The sequence below is a fragment of the Plantimonas leprariae genome (assembly GCF_008802405.1).
Taxonomy (GTDB): domain Bacteria; phylum Pseudomonadota; class Alphaproteobacteria; order Rhizobiales; family Rhizobiaceae; genus Plantimonas; species Plantimonas leprariae.
In genome coordinates this window covers 252,427-268,487 of the sequence record NZ_VZDO01000005.1, presented here as the reverse complement: position 1 = coordinate 268,487, position 16,061 = coordinate 252,427, and the positions used below count along the sequence as shown (strand labels likewise).

The 16,061-nt window shown below is 67.0% G+C and carries 11 protein-coding genes; 1 reads left to right on the top strand and 10 read right to left on the bottom strand.

Annotation, left to right across the window (positions count from 1 at the left end):
* Positions 1 to 45: 45 nt before the first annotated feature.
* Together F6X38_RS09350 and F6X38_RS09345 are read right to left on the bottom strand one after the other, a co-directional pair.
* A complete protein-coding gene (locus F6X38_RS09350; protein WP_150969441.1) occupies positions 46 to 2,190 on the bottom strand; it encodes a peptidase domain-containing ABC transporter in 2,145 nt (714 codons plus the stop codon).
* A 39-nt stretch (positions 2,191 to 2,229) separates the two neighbouring features.
* Complete coding sequence (locus F6X38_RS09345; RefSeq protein ID WP_246191271.1) at positions 2,230 to 2,556, bottom strand: hypothetical protein; 327 nt, start codon at positions 2,554 to 2,556, stop codon at positions 2,230 to 2,232.
* Between the two features lie 385 nt (positions 2,557 to 2,941).
* Between F6X38_RS09345 and F6X38_RS09340 the strand changes: the two genes are divergently transcribed.
* On the top strand, positions 2,942 to 7,243 hold the full coding sequence (locus F6X38_RS09340; protein WP_150969440.1) for a N,N-dimethylformamidase beta subunit family domain-containing protein: 4,302 nt from the start codon (positions 2,942 to 2,944) through the stop codon (positions 7,241 to 7,243).
* A gap of 137 nt (positions 7,244 to 7,380) precedes the next feature.
* Here the strand turns inward: F6X38_RS09340 and F6X38_RS09335 are convergent, their stop codons facing one another.
* The 8 genes from F6X38_RS09335 to F6X38_RS09300 form a co-directional block, all read right to left on the bottom strand.
* Complete coding sequence (locus tag F6X38_RS09335; RefSeq protein ID WP_150969439.1) at positions 7,381 to 8,094, bottom strand: Crp/Fnr family transcriptional regulator; 714 nt, start codon at positions 8,092 to 8,094, stop codon at positions 7,381 to 7,383.
* Between the two features lie 644 nt (positions 8,095 to 8,738).
* The gene (locus F6X38_RS09330; protein WP_246191270.1) at positions 8,739 to 9,527 is read right to left on the bottom strand and encodes a response regulator transcription factor; all 789 of its coding nucleotides are present in this window, start codon (positions 9,525 to 9,527) and stop codon (positions 8,739 to 8,741) included.
* Between the two features lie 562 nt (positions 9,528 to 10,089).
* Complete coding sequence (locus F6X38_RS09325) at positions 10,090 to 11,340, bottom strand: DegT/DnrJ/EryC1/StrS family aminotransferase (RefSeq protein WP_150969438.1); 1,251 nt, start codon at positions 11,338 to 11,340, stop codon at positions 10,090 to 10,092.
* Positions 11,337 to 12,311, bottom strand: a complete 975-nt coding sequence (locus tag F6X38_RS09320) for an NAD-dependent epimerase/dehydratase family protein (RefSeq protein ID WP_150969437.1) — start codon at positions 12,309 to 12,311, stop codon at positions 11,337 to 11,339. Before F6X38_RS09320 ends, F6X38_RS09325 begins: the two co-directional genes overlap by 4 nt.
* Before the next feature lie 16 nt (positions 12,312 to 12,327).
* Positions 12,328 to 13,020 (bottom strand): acyltransferase, encoded by a 693-nt coding sequence (locus F6X38_RS09315; protein ID WP_150969436.1) that lies wholly within the window; start codon positions 13,018 to 13,020, stop codon positions 12,328 to 12,330.
* Positions 13,010 to 14,116 (bottom strand): DegT/DnrJ/EryC1/StrS family aminotransferase, encoded by a 1,107-nt coding sequence (locus F6X38_RS09310; protein WP_150969435.1) that lies wholly within the window; start codon positions 14,114 to 14,116, stop codon positions 13,010 to 13,012. Before F6X38_RS09310 ends, F6X38_RS09315 begins: the two co-directional genes overlap by 11 nt.
* Positions 14,113 to 15,150, bottom strand: coding sequence for a Gfo/Idh/MocA family protein (locus F6X38_RS09305; RefSeq protein ID WP_150969434.1), 1,038 nt, complete (start codon positions 15,148 to 15,150; stop codon positions 14,113 to 14,115). The genes F6X38_RS09310 and F6X38_RS09305 overlap by 4 nt, the downstream gene beginning before the upstream one ends.
* Positions 15,147 to 15,653 (bottom strand): acyltransferase, encoded by a 507-nt coding sequence (locus F6X38_RS09300; RefSeq protein WP_150969433.1) that lies wholly within the window; start codon positions 15,651 to 15,653, stop codon positions 15,147 to 15,149. The genes F6X38_RS09305 and F6X38_RS09300 overlap by 4 nt, the downstream gene beginning before the upstream one ends.
* Between the last annotated feature and the right edge of the window lie 408 nt (positions 15,654 to 16,061).

Here is a 16,061-nt window from a genome sequence, read left to right as displayed (position 1 = left end):
TCGGCGAGAGGACGGGGGCGAGCGATGTTCCCGGCTGCGCGTCGCTCATGCCGCCTGCCTGTTCTGGTGCGCCCATAGCTGATGGTACGGCAGGCAGCGCGAGATGAGCTGCTCGTGCCGCCCGATGTCGGCGATCCTGCCCCGGTCGACCACGAGAATGGCGTCGGCATCGACCAGCGTCGAAAGCCGATGCGACACGACGATCACCGTTCGGCCGAGCGCGATCGTCCGGAGGTTCTGGCGAATGATCGCCTCGCTGTCGGGATCGAGCGCGCTCGTGGCTTCATCGAAGATCAGGATCTTCGGATCGGTGATCACCGCGCGGGCGATGGCGAGGCGCTGGCGCTGGCCGCCCGACAGGTTGGCCGCCTCCTCCTCCAGCATGGTGTCGTACCCTTGCGGCAGCCGTTCGATGAACTCCTCGGCCCCCGCCAGGCGCGCCGCGTTGGAGATTTCCTCGATGCTGGCATCGGGCTTCGCCGCCGCGATGTTGTCGCGCACCGAGCCGCGGAACATGAAGCTGTCCTGCAGCACCACGCCGATGCTTCGCCGCAAGTGGACGAGGTCGATCTCCCGCACGTCGATGCCGTCGATGCGCATCACCCCCTGCTGGGGTTGGTACAGGCCCTGGATCAGCCGCGTGATCGTCGTCTTGCCCGAACCGCTCTTGCCGACCACCCCCGACAGCGAGCCGGCCGGGATCGTGAAGGACGCGTTGTCGAGCGCGGGCGCCCCGTCGGCGGCGTAGCGGAAGGAGACGTTCTCGAACTCGATCCGGCCGGCCAGTCTCGGCTGCATCCCGCGAGCCCGGCTGAACTGCTCCGGCTTCTGGTTCATCACCTGCCCGAGCATCGTCGCGGACAAGGCGACGTCCTGGTATTCGTGCACCATGGTGACGATCTGGACGAGCGGTCCGGATACCCGCCCGGCCACCATGTTGAACGCGACGAGCGTGCCGACGGTCATCGTGCCGTTGAACACGTCGAGCGCACCGAACCCGATGATGGCGACGCCCATCAGCTTCTCGATCAGTCCCGACAGGCTCTGGGCGACGGTCGAGATCTTCTCGACGCGGAAGCGCATGGAGATCGCCTGGGCGGATCGATCGTCCCAGATCCGGCGCTGCCGCGGCTCCAGCGCCAGCGACTTCACCGTGCGCATGCCGTGCACGGTTTCGACCAGGAGGGCCTGGCGCTCCCCGTCGGCCAGGTAGAGGGCCTTGAGCCGCCGCTGGAACGGGCCGATCAGTGCCATCACCACGAGGCCGATGAGAGCCGTCGAGCCCAGCACCACCAGGGTCAGCTTCACGCTGTAGAGGAGAAGGACCGGCACGAACACGAACAGCGACAGGCCGTCCAGCAACGTCAGGAACAGCCGTCCGGTCAGAAACTCGCGGATGCGGCTGGTCTGCTGCATGTGCTTGACGAGCACGCCGGCGGACATGTGCTCGAACAAGGCGATCGGCAGGCTGAGGAGATGGCCGAAGGTACGGGTGGCGACGCGGATGTCGATCCGGTTGGTGGCGTAGAGGAGCAGGTAGCGCCGCAGGAACGTGAACGCCGCGTCGAACGCCAAAGCCAACGAGATGGCCACGGTCAGCACCATCAGCGTGGCGTAGCCCTCGTGCACGAGCACCTTGTCGATGACGAGCTGGAAGAAGAGCGGCGTGGCGAGACCGAGCCCGTAGAGCATGAGCGCGGCGACGACGACGTCCGCGAAGAGCCGCCGCTGCTTCGCGAGTTCCGGCAGGAACCAGGCCAGGCCGAAAGGTCGATCGGGGTCGGAGAAGCGGTACGCCCGCTTGACGAGCAGGACCACGCCCGTCCAGTGGGCGCAGAAGTCCGCCTCGGAGAGCCGGAACCGCTCCGGCCGGGCGGCGAGCGGGTCGAGCACCTCGATGCCGACGTCGGCGTCCTCGCCCGGCGCGCTGCCCACGACGACGACCCAGTTGCCGTTGTCGAGTTCGGCGAGTGCGGGATAGGCCTGGCGGAGACCGAGCAGCCCGTCCCACGACAGGTGCGCCAGACGGGTCCGCAACCCGGCATCGCGCGCCATCCTCATGAGCCGGCGCGCGTCCACCGGTTCGTCCTCGACGGCATAGTCGTGCAGAAGCCGCTCCGCCGAGAGATCGACACCATGGTGCCGGGCGACGAGCGCGAGGCAGTGAAGGTTGGTATGCACGTGATCCATCCTCGCCGGAGGGCGCAAGCCCTTTCGGTGGCGTCGGCGTCAGTTGAAGTTGGGTGAGACGTTCGGGCCGGGCGCGGGCTTGGCCGTCTCACCGTTGCCGACGCTCTCGATCCTGACCGGGCGCGCCTTCACGTCGTCGAGCCGCCGGATCGCTCCCGCCTGCACCAGCCCGGCCAAGGCTTTCTGCACGAGTTCCGCCGCATTCGCGAAAGCCTCGACCGACATGACGATGCGCTGCCGGAAGACAGTCTTCGGACTGTCGTTCTCGTCGCGCTCGGTCGCGGAAAGGTTCGTCAGGTCGATCCTGACGATCGACCCGGTGACGGTGATCTCGCTGATGCCGTCGACGTAGATCTGGTCCTGCATGTTCGTCTCCCGGGCGTCCGATCGAATGCCCCCAGCCGGAATGGATGCATCGTCGCCGGGTCGGGACCGGAGCGGGGAAGACCCGCGGGCAAAGGCACCGGATGCCCGCGCGGCCTATCCGATCGGGTGATCGAACGGCGTTGCGGGAGCCATGCTGCACCGGGCCGGCGGTCGCGGAAACACCGACAAGTTGAGCGGAACGATCCCGCGAAAGGCGTAATCGCAGTCCGATCGACGTATCCGGGACAGGGGGAGCTAAGCCGAAGGTTCGCCGCCCCGGAAATTAAGGCCGACTTCTCGCTTCGACCCCGAGCCTGACAAATCGTCCTCGTTTCCAAGCCGATCTACGACCGAGCCAGCCGGGTCGAAGCGAAAGGCCGACGACATGCGATACGCCGACCTGTTCTCCCGATCGTTTTCCGAGCGAGACGATTCGAGGCTGCGCGCCTGGCGGCGGCTCCTGCAGAAATGGCAGAACGAGACGGGCCGCGCAGCCGATGCGAAGCCTGCGGGCGGGCTCGATGCCCACGAAAGCTTCGGGTCGGGCGTCGGCGCGGTATCCTTGCCGTCGCTGGCGATCGCGGCGGCCGAGCCCCGCTCCGCCGCGGCGCAGTCGCTGGCGCCGGTCGCCGTCGACGCGAAGCCGTGCGGCGACTACGTCCCCCTCGCCGTTCCCAAGTCCGACAGCCCGAACGCGGGGGCGCAGGGCTCGGCCGCGGTTCCGGCGCCGCTCGCCGCGAGCGTGGCAGCAGCGCCCGAGAAATCTCTCCTGGCGACCGGCCCCGCCTCGGCGGCGGCGCCGTCGTCGGATCAGCCGTCCGATCTGCCGCAACCCAAGGTCGCGCCTTCCAATTGCTGCGGATCGTGCGGTTACATCAACTGCCCGACGAAGCTTCTCAGCCAGTCGCTCGGCACGCCGGGTCAACTGGCCGGACAATTAACGAATCCGATGAGTTCCGGCAGCGCCGGCTCCATCGCATCCGGAGGGAGCGGCAAGATCGGCGCCTCGACGAGCGACCCGATCCCGTCCCGGGAGACCGTTCCGCTCGCGGGCTGGAACCCGCAGCTCCCCGGCGGCGGCGAGACCGGCACCGCCACGCCCGTGCGCCCGATCGGAAGGCTTACCGGCCCCGCCACGACCATCGTCAAACCCGTACCGAGCAAGGCGACGCCGAGCAGGAACGGGGTCGGGAGCGTCGCGGGCAACGCGATCTCGATCGAAAACCAGAAGCTCGGCAATCCGGAAAGCGAGTGGGGCATCGACGGCGCCGGCAGCTCGAACATCGAAGGCTTCGCGACCGACATCAGCGTCAACCACGGTCAGACGATCAACTTCAAGATCAACACGAATTCCACCGACTACCGCATCGACATCTACCGCCTCGGCTACTACGGCGGCCTCGGAGCGCGGAAAGTCGGGACCATTCAGCACTCCGGCCTGCAGACGCAGCCGGCGCCGTTGCGCAACGCGGCGACCGGCGCGGTGGACGCCGGCAACTGGTCCGTCTCGGCATCCTGGGACGTGCCGGCGGACGCGGTATCGGGCGTCTACATCGCCAAGCTCGTGCGCCAGGACGGAACCGCCGGAGAGAACCACATCCCCTTCATCGTTCGGGACGACAGCAGCCACAGCGACGTCGTCTTCCAGACGGCGGACGAGACCTGGCAGGCCTACAACGGCTGGGGCGGCGCCAACCTCTACGGCGGCAACGGTCCGGCGACGGGCCAGGGCGCCGGACGCTCCTATGCGGTCAGCTACAACCGCCCCATCGCGACACGCGGCAACGTCGGCACCTATGCCGGGCCGCAGGACTACCTCTTCGGCGCCGAATACGCCGCGATCTCGTGGATGGAGCAGAACGGCTACGACGTGTCCTACATGGCGGGCGTCGACGCCGACCGCTTCGGCAGCCTTCTCCTGAATCACAAGGCTTTCGTCGACGCCGGTCACGACGAATACTGGTCGGGACAGCAGCGCACAAACGTCGAGGCGGCGCGGGATGCCGGCGTCAATCTCATGTTCTGGAGCGGCAACGAGGTCTACTGGAAGACGCGCTGGGGCAACAGCTTCAGCAGCGACGCCACCGCCTACCGGACGATGATCAGCTACAAGGAGACCTGGGCCGGCGACGGCATCGATCCGTCGAGCGAGTGGACGGGGACCTTCCGCGACCCGCGCTTCGGCTCCGCGGCGGGCGGCGGCGCCAGGCCGGAAAACTCCCTCACCGGCACGCTCTTCCAGGTCGACGACGTCGGCTCCAACCTGGAATCCATCGCGATCCCCTACGAGGACGCCAGCCAGCGCTTCTGGCGCAACACCAGCGTCGCCAATCTCCAGCCCGGGCAGACGGCGAAGCTGACGAAGAACTATCTCGGCTACGAGTGGGACGAGGCGCCCGACAACGCCTTCACGCCCGCCGGGCTGGTGCGTCTCTCGTCGACGACCCTGCCGGTCGGCTCCTACCTCCTGGATTACGGCAACACGACCGGGAACGCCGATGCGACCCACAGCCTGACGCTCTACCGCGCGCCGAGCGGCGCGCTCGTCTTCGGCGCGGGTACGGTCTACTGGTCGTGGGGGCTCAGCGCCAACCACGACAACGAAGCGACGGCGAGCGATCCCCGCGTACAGCAGGCGATGGTGAACCTTTTCGCCGACATGGGCATCCAGCCGGCGACGCTGCAGTCGGGGCTGATCCAAGGTGTCCGTACGACGGACACCACCGCGCCCACATCGACCTTCACGGCGCCGGGAACCGTCACCGCAGGCGATCTCGTCACCATTTCCGGCACCGCTTCGGACGTCGGTGGCGTGATCGCCGGCGTCGAGGTTTCCACCGACAACGGCACGAGCTGGCACCCGGCCAAGGGCAACGGGACGTGGACCTACACCTTCGCGCCGCAGGTCGCCGGCACATACACGGTGCGCTCGCGCGCCGTCGACGACAGCGTCAACCTCGAGACGCCGGCGGCCGGACAGTCGTTCACCGTGAAGGCGCCGACCTACGTCACGCTGTTTCCGGGTTCGGCGACCCCGGCGGTCGTCAACACCACCGATGCGACCTCGGTCGAACTCGGGGTGAAGTTCCAGTCCTCGGTCGCCGGCCAGATCACCGGCATACGGTTCTACAAAGGCAACCTGGATACGGGCACCCATACGGGCAAGCTGTGGTCCAGCACCGGCACGGTCATGGCGACCCTGACGTTCGCCAACGAGACCGTCAGCGGCTGGCAGACGGCGACGTTCTCCAGCCCGGTGACGATAACGCCCGGCACCATCTACACCGCTTCATACCACAGCAATACCGGCCATTATTCCAATACCGAAAACTACTTCACCTCGAATGTGACGAGCGGACCGCTGACGGCTCCGGCCGCCGGCAACGGCGTCTTCGCCTACGGCACGAACAGCATCTTCCCGACGCAGACCTTCCAGTCGACCAATTTCTGGGTCGACCTGATGTTCCAGCCTGGCGGGACGGGTGGGACGAACCGGGCGCCGGTGGCGGTGGCGGATGCGGCGGACGCGACCGAGAAGGGCGGCATCGGCAACGGCTCGGGCGGCGCCGCCGCCACCGGCAACGTCCTTGCCAACGACACCGACCCCGATGCCGGCGACAGCAAGACCGTCACCGCCGTCGGCTTCGGCTCCACCGCCGGCACGCTCGGCACCGCGCTGGCCGGCGCGCGCGGCAGCCTGGTGCTCAACGCCTCGGGCGCCTTCACCTACACCGTCAACGAAACCAACGCCGCCGTGCAGGCGCTGCGCCTCAGCACCGACACCCTCACCGACACCTTCTCCTACACCATGCGCGACAGCGCCGGCGCCACCGCTTCCACCACCCTGACCGTCACCGTCCACGGCGCCAACGACTCGCCGGTGCTGGCCGCCCAGACCGGCACCCAGACCGCCGTGGTCGGCTCGCCCTTCTCGCTGATGCTGCCCGCCGGCACCTTCACCGACGTCGACGGCGGCGACGGGCTGGCCTACACCGCCACCCTCGCCGACGGCTCGGCGCTGCCGAACTGGCTGAGCTTCGATGCCGGAACGCGCACCTTCGCCGGCACCCCGACCAGCGCCGACCTCGGCACGCTCGGCATCAAGGTCGCGGTCGCCGACCTCGGCGGCCTCGCCGCCAGCGAGACCTTCAGCCTCAACGTCTCCAACACCGCGCCGCCGCCCTCGGCCGTCAGCCTGTTCGCGCCCTCCGCGACGCCGGCCCAGAACGGGCTCAACGACGGCCGGCAGATCGAACTCGGCATGAAGTTCCAGTCCTCCACCGCCGGCCAGATCACCGGCCTCAAATTCTATCGCAGCTCCGCCGACACCGGCGCCGACGTCCTCGACCTGTGGACCGCCACCGGCACCAAGCTCGCCAGCGCCAGCTTCACCAACACAACCGCCCGAGGCTGGCAGACCGTGAACCTCGCCAGCCCGGTCACCATCGCCGCCAACACCACCTACGTCGCCTCCTACCACACCACCGGCGGCTACGTCGCCACCAGCAACGGCTTCGCCAGCGCCGTCACCAACGGCCCCCTCACCGCCCTGTCCGACGCCGCAGCCCCCGGCAACGGCGTCTACTCCTACGGCGGAACCGCAACCGCCGGCGTCTTCCCGCGAAGCACCTTCGGCGCCACAAACTACTTCGCCGACGTCGTCTTCCAGCCGCAGTCAGCCGTGTAGGGAGTGCGGTCGGGCGCCGGGCATGCGGCCTGCCGGCGGATCGCAGGCGGAGCCGCGAGACACCCTGCTGGCACTGCGAGCGCGCGAAATGTGTCTCGATCCGCGCGGCCCGATGGGCGCCCGGCGCGAAGGGTCGATCACTCTTCCAGATAGCTGCGGTCGAAACCCGTCGCCTCGACCAGCTTGCTCCTGTTCAGAAAGATCACGGTTCCGTTTCGGAACATCACCAGCTCGCGTTCCCGCAGGCGTCGGAGAATGCGATTGAGGTGCGTCGTTGTTATGCCGAGGGCATCGGCGAGGATCGGCTGCGAAATCGGGCATTCGTAGCTGTCGTTCGAGAAGCGGCCGATCGAGCCCATGCGGGAACCGAATTCCAGGAGGAAATGGGCCGTACGCTCCAGCGCGTCGCGCTTGCCGATGCTGACCAGGTGCTCGGCGATGATCGCCTCGTCGTGCGCGACGCACCGCAGCAGCGCCGCCGCCAGACGGGGATGCGACTGGACGAACTCCAGGGAGCGGTCCATGTTGATCTTCGTGATCTGGAGGTTTGTCAGCGCGACGAAGGTCTGATCCGACATTCGAAGCATGGAGCTGTGAAGTCCCAGAAAATCCCCCGGGATCTGAATATCGATGATCTGACGTTCGCCATCGGGCAATCGCTTGCACGAATAGGCCCAGCCTTCATGCAGGATGTAGGCCGAGGATCGATGCTGACCCTCGTGGATGATCTCCTTCCCGGCCGCGATCTGCACGCTCGGACCCTGCAGGGCCTGCAGGACTCGCAGTTCGTCCGGCCTTAGATCGATGAAGGCCTCAAGCTTCCGAACGAACGCGTCAATTATCGCCTGCATTTGAAGTCGAGTTTCTCGTCAACGCACGATCCATCGAAAAGGCTTCGGCATCCGACCTGCGGCCCAAAAGGATAATACATAGACTCCGAAATGGTTCAATGAACTCGACGAAATATCCCTCGTCGAAATCTCCGAGGAACGAAGGTTATCCCACGATATTACGCAAAGTAAGATGGCCGCTGACGGGCGGCGGGTCCCGGAATCGTGGCGACCGCTCGGCGGACCTCGTGAGGCGAGCGGTATCGTGGCCATGCGAAGGCGCACTGCCGCGCCCGGATCCGACCGATCGCCGGTTCCTGAACGCGACGGGCATTCCCGCCCGCCATCCTGCACGACGCAGCGGCCTGCCCGTCAGTAACCGAACCGACGCCGAAAAATTCCACCGAGGCGGTTTTTTCCTGATGCGCTGTCGCAATCCAAGGTCGCGACGCCCAGCGCCGGAGGCACCGACCTCGCGGTACTCCGCGCGGCTCGCCGCAGCGAGCGGCGAAAACGGCGCGAACCGGCATTTGTCGGAGGCTCTTTGCCTTTGGTTGCATGGCATCCCAAAAGGCGGCGTCCGAGAATGGCAGCGGCGCGTGGCGGCCCCCGGCGGCGCGCGCGCAGCTTCGCGGGGGATGGTCTCCCTTGGCGGATCGCTCAGGTCAAAGCCAATTCTCTCTTGCGTCTATCTGCGTCGAGAACAGTTTATTGATCTTGAACGCGACTTCGGTCCTGTTGGTGGCCTTGAGCTTCTTCATGATGTTGCGGATGTGCACCTTGACCGTACTTTCCCGCAAATTCAATTCGTAGGCGATGATCTTGTTCGCCTTGCCGCGTCTCAACGCCTCGACGACTTCGGACTGACGAAGGGTGAACATCCCGTCCAGGGGTCGCGCGGATGTGTCGGCGCCCCCCAGCATGTGGCGAAGCGACGTGACGCTGTTCACCGGGACGAATATCCCGCCGACGAGTGCCAGATTGATGACCTCAAGACAGACGTCGATCCCGACCGAGCTGGGAATGTAGCCTTTCACGCCGCATTCCAGGGCGATCAGGATCTGCAAAAGTTCTTCGGAGTCCGCCAGCAGGATCACGGGCGCCGGAGCGACGTCGTTCACGATGGTTCTGATTTCGCTCTCGACCACAGGATCGGAGACCTTCCGGCCGCCGATGTTCAACAGGACGGCCAACAAGGGCAGAGAGCTGTCCCGCATCTGCTTCCAGTCGCCGATCGCGCTGAAATGGAGAACTTCCATGCCGCTCCGGCGGGACCTGATGCTTTGCGCGAAGCATTCCCGGTCGAGGGCGCGAGGATCGATGATCACCAGCGAACGCCCGGTCTTTGTGAAGGCGTCGCCGGAATCGGCTTCGAATGCATCTCCCGCCTTCATAGTCTGCGGCGGGATCGGGGCGTGCGATCCGATAGCAAAGTTCGCGATGTCGAGGTTCATATCGCACCTTCCCGTCGTCATGATCCAATCATCGGCGGAAACTGACTCGATCAGCATCCGGTGGTTGTAAATTCTCAATACAGGTCAAGTCGGTCAGCGTGAGTCGATCCCGACCCTTTCCGACTTTCTTACCTAGAGACAGGTAACACGGAGAATTGCGATCGAGCCTTAACATAGAGCAATGATTGAGAGTTCTATGAGCTAATTCTTCACAGATGCATGCGCACCTAACTTTCGAACGGACGATCGGCGGCGTTCGAGGGGTTCCACAGCGGCGCAGTTCGGAGGTGATAGCGGCTTCCAACCGGTCTTGACGGGCTCCGTCGGCTCGCGGCGGGAAGGAGGTCGCCGAGCGCGACCACAAGCCTTGCCGACCCCTTCGATCTCGGACCGGACAGCGCGCGGCCGATCCGGGCGCGGATCGCTCGCGGGGCGCTGAAGCGCAGGCGGCCGCCGTCTGTGCGACAGGCGGGCGGCGCGCGTTCCAATGTCGGCCGCGCGGCGCGCGTCCGGAACGGCGTCGAGATGTCGAGGCAGAATCCGGCGGAGGCCGAACGAGCCGTCAGGCGGCGGAAGGAGCCTTGCGCGCGAGATCGGCGGCTTCGGAACGCGGGCGCACCGATCGGGCCGGGGCCGGTGAGGGTCCCGACGAGCGGGCGATCGCTTCCAGCGCTTCCGCCGTCGCCCAGACGTCCGCATCGCTCATTCCCGAGAACAGCGGCAGGATGATCGAGCCGTTCTGCGCCTCGACGCTGCGGTTCAGGCTCGAGCCGCAACGGAAGGATCCCGGCCCGGCGTAGGCGTCCTCGAGATGGATGTTCATGATGCCGCGACGGGTGGAGATGCCCTGATCGAGAAGTATCTGCATGATGGTGCGCTGGCTGCCGAGCCTCGACACGTCGACGCAATAGCTCTGCCAGTTGCTGCGGGCCCATCGCGGCTCGACCGGCGTCGCGATGCCGGGTATCGCGGCCAGGGCCTCATCGTATTCTCGCGCGATGCGGCGGCGTTCCTCGACGATGCCCGGAAGCCGCCGGAGCTGCTCGCGGCCGACCGCCGCCTGCAGGTCCGTCATCCGGTAATTGAAGCCGAGTTCCGGGTAGCGTTCGAAGATCACGACGGGCGATCCGTGCCGCGCCGCGTCGGTGACGCTCATCCCATGCTGCCGCCACAGGCGGAACTTCGCATCGAGCGCCGGGTCGGCCGTGGTCAGCATGCCGCCGTCCCCGGTGGTGACGACCTTGCGCGGATGGAAGGAGAAGCACGCGACCGTGCCGTGCGGCTTGCCGATCTTCTCCCAGCGTCCGTCCCAGAGGATCTCGCTGCCCGTCGCGCAGGCCGCGTCCTCCACGAGCGGGACGCCATGCGCCGCCGCGATCGTCGCAAGCCGCTGGAGAGCGCAGGGCATTCCGAGCTGATGCACACACAGGATCGCCTTGGTGCGCGGCGTCATCGCCGCTTCGACCAGCGATGGATCGATGTTGAAGCCGTCGGATTCGATGTCGACGAACACCGGAACGGCGCCGCAATAGCGGATGGCGTTCGCGGTCGCGACGAAGGTATGGCTCACCGTCACGACTTCGTCGCCGGCACCGATGCCGAGCGCCAGCAACGCCAGATGGAGTGCGGTGGTGCAGTTCGAGACCGCGCAGGCGTGCGGCGCACCGGTCAGCGCCGCGAATTCGGCTTCGAAGGCGGCGACCTCGGGCCCCTGCGTGACCCAGCCGGACAACACCACGCGGCGCAGCGCCTCCGCCTCCTGTTCGCCGAGCAGCGGCCGGGCGACGGGTATCTGCCGAAGGGGGGCGCTCATGCCGCCACCGCCGCCGTCGAGGCGCGCTCGCCGCGCCACCAGACGACGAGGTCGCGCAGGCCGTCCTCCAGCGTGAGGACCGGTTCGAAGCCCAGCATGCGTCGCGCCTTCCCGATATCGGCCAGCCGTCGCGACACGGGGTTCACGCTGCGCGGCGGCCGATGCTCGACCGAGCCCTCGGCGCCCATGATCCGCATCAGGGTCTCGGCGAGTTCGAGGAGGCTCGTCTCGCGTCCGCTCGCGATATTGAAGACCTCGTCGGAGACCGCCGATTTCGCGGCGATGACGTTGGCGCGCGCCACATCGCGCACGTCGACGAAATCCATCGTCTGGCTGCCGTCGCCGAAGATCAACGGCGCGCTGCCCGCCGCGATGCGCTCCATCCAGCGGATCAGCACCTCCGTATAGGCGCCGTGGACGTCCATTCGCGGCCCATAGACGTTGAAGTAGCGAAGCGCCACGTAGCTCAGGCCGTTCATCTCGGCGAAGGAGCGCAGCAACGCTTCGTTGAACGCCTTCGCCGCCCCGTAGATCGTGCGGTTGTTGTAGGGATGGTGGGCCTCGGTGGTCGGAAAGCTTTCCGCCAGGCCGAGAACGGAAGCGGACGATGCGGCGACGAGCCGCGAAACACCGGCCTCCACTGCCGCCTCGATGACGTTGAACGTGCCGTTCGCGAGGACGTCCATCGCGAGCCTCGGATCCTCGGCGCATTGCGTGATGCGGAGCGCGGCCTGATGGAAGACGACGTCGACGCCCTCGAAAGCCTCCGCGAGCAGCGAGCGGGACCGTATGTCGCCGTCGATGACGGTGAGCGGGACCTTCGAGGCGGCGCCGGCGAGGTTCTCGCGGCTTCCGCGCACGAAATTGTCGAGGATGATGAGTTCGCGCGGCGCTTCCGCCGCGACGAGGTCGGCGATATGCGAGCCGACGAGGCCGGCGCCGCCGGTGATCAGTACCCGTTTGCCCTTCACCGTCCGCTCCTCCCTCTCAAGTCGAGACCGTTTCCGTCCGCCAGCGCAGGAAGCGGGCCGGCACGCCGGCGACGATCGCGAACGGCGGCACGTCTTCGGCGACCACGGCGCCCGCGCCCACGATGGCGCCCCGACCGATCGTCACCCCCGGCAGGATCGTCGCGTTGGTGCCGATATCGGCCCACGCCTCGATGCGAACCGGCTTGATCTCGAGATCCGTCCGGATCACCGGGACGTCGACCGGCAAGCCGGTGTGCGTCGAGCCGAGAAGCTTGGCGCCGGGTCCCCAGCCGACCGAGTCGCCGACGATCAGGTCGCGAGCGTCCAGGAATGCCTGCGGCCCGATCCAGACGTTGTCGCCGATGACGCACCGGCCGTCGTAGCGCCCCTGGATGCAGGCCCCTGCCCCGACGAAGACGCCGCGCCCGATCCGGAACGTTTCCGGATGCCGGAACATCGCGCCGCTGCCGACCTCCAACCCGTCGCCGCAGCGCGCCGCCAGGGCGCGCCAGATCGTCCGCCGCATCGTCGCGTCGAGGAAACCCGGGCCGGTGATGAACCGGCCGTAGAGCTCGATCAGCCCCGCGGCGCCGTAGTGCTCCCGGAGAGCGGCCGCGAGGGGCGGCTCGAAGGCGGGCGCGGCGCTGGGCGCGGCGCGGCCGTGGACCGCTTCGACGACGCGCGCACCCGCGCTGGCCTCAGGCGACATGGAGGCAATCCTCCAGGGCCGCCGCCACGATCGCCAACTGCTCGTTCGTCATTTCCGGGTAGAGCGGCAGGGACAACACCTCCCGCGATGCCGCTTCCGCCTCGGGGAAGTCGCCGCTGACGTAGCCGAGATCCGCGTGGGCCGGCTGGAGATGGACGGGGATCGGATAGTGCAGACCCGTCTGGATGCCCTCGGCTTCGAGAGCGAGCCTCAGCCTGTCGCGATCGGGCGAGCGCACCGCATAGACGTGGAAGACATGGCGGCGGCCGACCGCGGCGACCGGCTTTCGCAGATGCGGCATGTCGGCAAGCAGTTCGGAATAGCGTCGCGCATGGGCGCGGCGTGCCTCCGTCCAGCGCTCCAGATGGCGCAACTTGACACGCAGAACCGCGCCCTGGATGCCGTCCATCCGGTAGTTGTATCCCTTGACGACGTGATGGTAGCGCTTCGATTGCCCCCAATCCCGGAGCGTGCGCAGCATTTCCGCCTGCTTGTCGTCGCTGGTCACGACGATGCCACCCTCGCCGCAGGCGCCGAGATTCTTGCCGGGATAGAAGCTGAAGCAGCCGGACGCGCCCATGCTGCCGGCGCGGTGGCCGAAATATTCCGCGCCGTGCGCCTGGCAGGCGTCCTCGATCACCGCGAGGCCGTATCGGTCGGCGATCTCGTTGATCGCGTCCATATCCGCCATCTGGCCGTAGAGATGGACCGGAACGATCGCCTTCGTCCGCGCCGTGATCGCCGCTTCGATCCGCTCCGGATCCATGGTGAACGTGGTCGGCTCGATGTCGACCAGAACCGGCGTCGCGCCGGTGTAGCAGATCGCCGATACGCTCGCGACGAAGGTGAAAGGCACGGTCACGACCTCGTCGCCGGGCCCGACGCCGGCCGCGAGAAGAGCGAGATGCAGGGCGCTCGTTCCCGTGTTCACCGCCACCGCATGCTTCGTGCCGCAGTAGTCGGCGAACTCCGCTTCGAAGCGCGCCACCTCGTCGCCAAGCACGTATTGCGCGGAACCCAGAACGGCGAGGACGGCGGCGTCGAGCTCGTCCTTGATGCCGGCATATTGCGCCTTGAGATCGAGGAACGGGATCATGCGACACGACGCGTCGGCTTGAGTTCGACGACGCGGCCCTGGCCGGCGAGCGACTGCGTGGCCGCTTCGAGGATCTGCACCACGCGCAGGCCCGCCCGCCCGTCGGCGGTCGGCCTAGCCCCGGTTTCGATGCAGTCGACGAACTCGCGCAGCTCGATGCCGAGCGCCTCCGCGACCTCGAGATGCGGCGCCCACATGTCGCCGGACCGATACCCGACCAGCGCCTGGTAGATCTTCTCGCCGTTCTTCTGCGGGTTGCCGTTGAGCGTGATGCCCTTGTCGTAGACCTTGATCTTCTCGCTCGGTTCGAGATCGTCGTAGACGATCATGCTGCGGCTGCCGCCGATCAGGGTGCGCCGAACCTTCACCGGCGCGAGCCAGTTCACGTGCACGTGGGCGATCAGGTTCTTCTCGAAGAAGAGGTTGAGGTAGGCGATGTTCGCCGGCTCGCCCGGAACGTGGCTCATGCCGGTCGCGGATACGGCGACGGGCCGCAGCGGGATCACGTAATCCATGATCGAAAGATCGTGGACGGCGAGGTCCCAGATGACGCTGACGTCGTGCTGGAACAGGCCGAGGTTCACGCGAACCGAGTCGTAGTAGTACATCTCGCCGATCCTGGTCTCGACGAGTTCCCGCATCTTCCGGACCGCTCCGGTGTGGATGAAGGTGTGGTCGACGGCGAGCACCAGCTTGCGTCGCGCCGCCTCGTCCACCAGCTTCTGCGCCTCGTCGATGGACGCCGCGATCGGCTTCTCGACGAAGACGTGCTTGCCGGCCATCAGCGCGCTCATGGCGAGCTTGAAATGGGTGTGGACCGGCGTCGCGATCGCCACGGCGTCGACCGTCGGATCGGCGAGCACCGAGCGGTAGTCGTCGGTGATCGCGACCCCGGGATAGCGGGTCAGGATCGGGGCCATGCGATTTTTGTCGAGATCGCAGACGGTCACCAGGCGGACGCCGGGCGTGTCGGCGAAGTTCCTGACGAGGTTCGGTCCCCAGTATCCGTACCCGACGACGGCGACTCCGATCATCGTGCGATCCTCGGATAGGCGGGTTCCCGCGGCGCTTCCGCGTTCCGGCCGATCGGCCGGGCGGGAACGCCGGCCACGATGGCGAAGGCCGGCACGTCCCGCGTCACCACGGCGCCGGCGCCGACAAGGGCGCCCTCCCCGATGACGATGCCCGGCAGGATGGTGGCGTTGCTGCCGATCGAGGCCCCGCGCCGCACATGGGTGGCGATCACCGTCCAGTCGTCGTCCGTCTGGAGCGATCCATCGGCCGTCAGCGCGCGTGGATGGCGATCGTTGCTGAACATGACGCCGTGGCCGACGAAGACGCCGTCCTCCAGGGTCACCCCCTCGCAGAGGAAGCTGTGGCTCGACACCTTGCAGTTCCGGCCCACGACGGCATTCTTCTGGATCTCGACGAACGCGCCTATTCGCGACCCCGCCCCGATGCGGCAGCCGTAGAGGTTGACGAGATCGGCATGATGGACGACCACGCCTGGTTCGAGAACGACATCGGGAGAAATCATCGAGAGGCCCCTCCTTTCGTCGACGCGCCCGTCGCATGACGCGCGACGACGGCTTTCCATGTCGCCGGCTCGCCTTTCGCTCGTCGATCGTCACCGAAGCCGCAATACTGCTCCAGGTCTCGGTGCCGACGAGCGAAGTCGAACGAATTTCGAACAAGACTTTCCTCGCTACGAGAAGACTATCGGGCCTCCGGGTAAAGCAGCGAAAACGTCGTAACGGTGCCTCCGAAAGTGGTAACTGCAGGTGCGCCCCGGACCGCGATGCGACTGCTGATTGCGGCGAGCCGACGGACGTGGCGATCCGGCGATCGCCGGCCGATTGCCGGTCGATTTCGCTCGGGCGGAAAATGGCGAGGATCCGATGCGGAGCGTGCCGCCGGCGCCCGCATCCGCAGCGTCGCGTCCGGC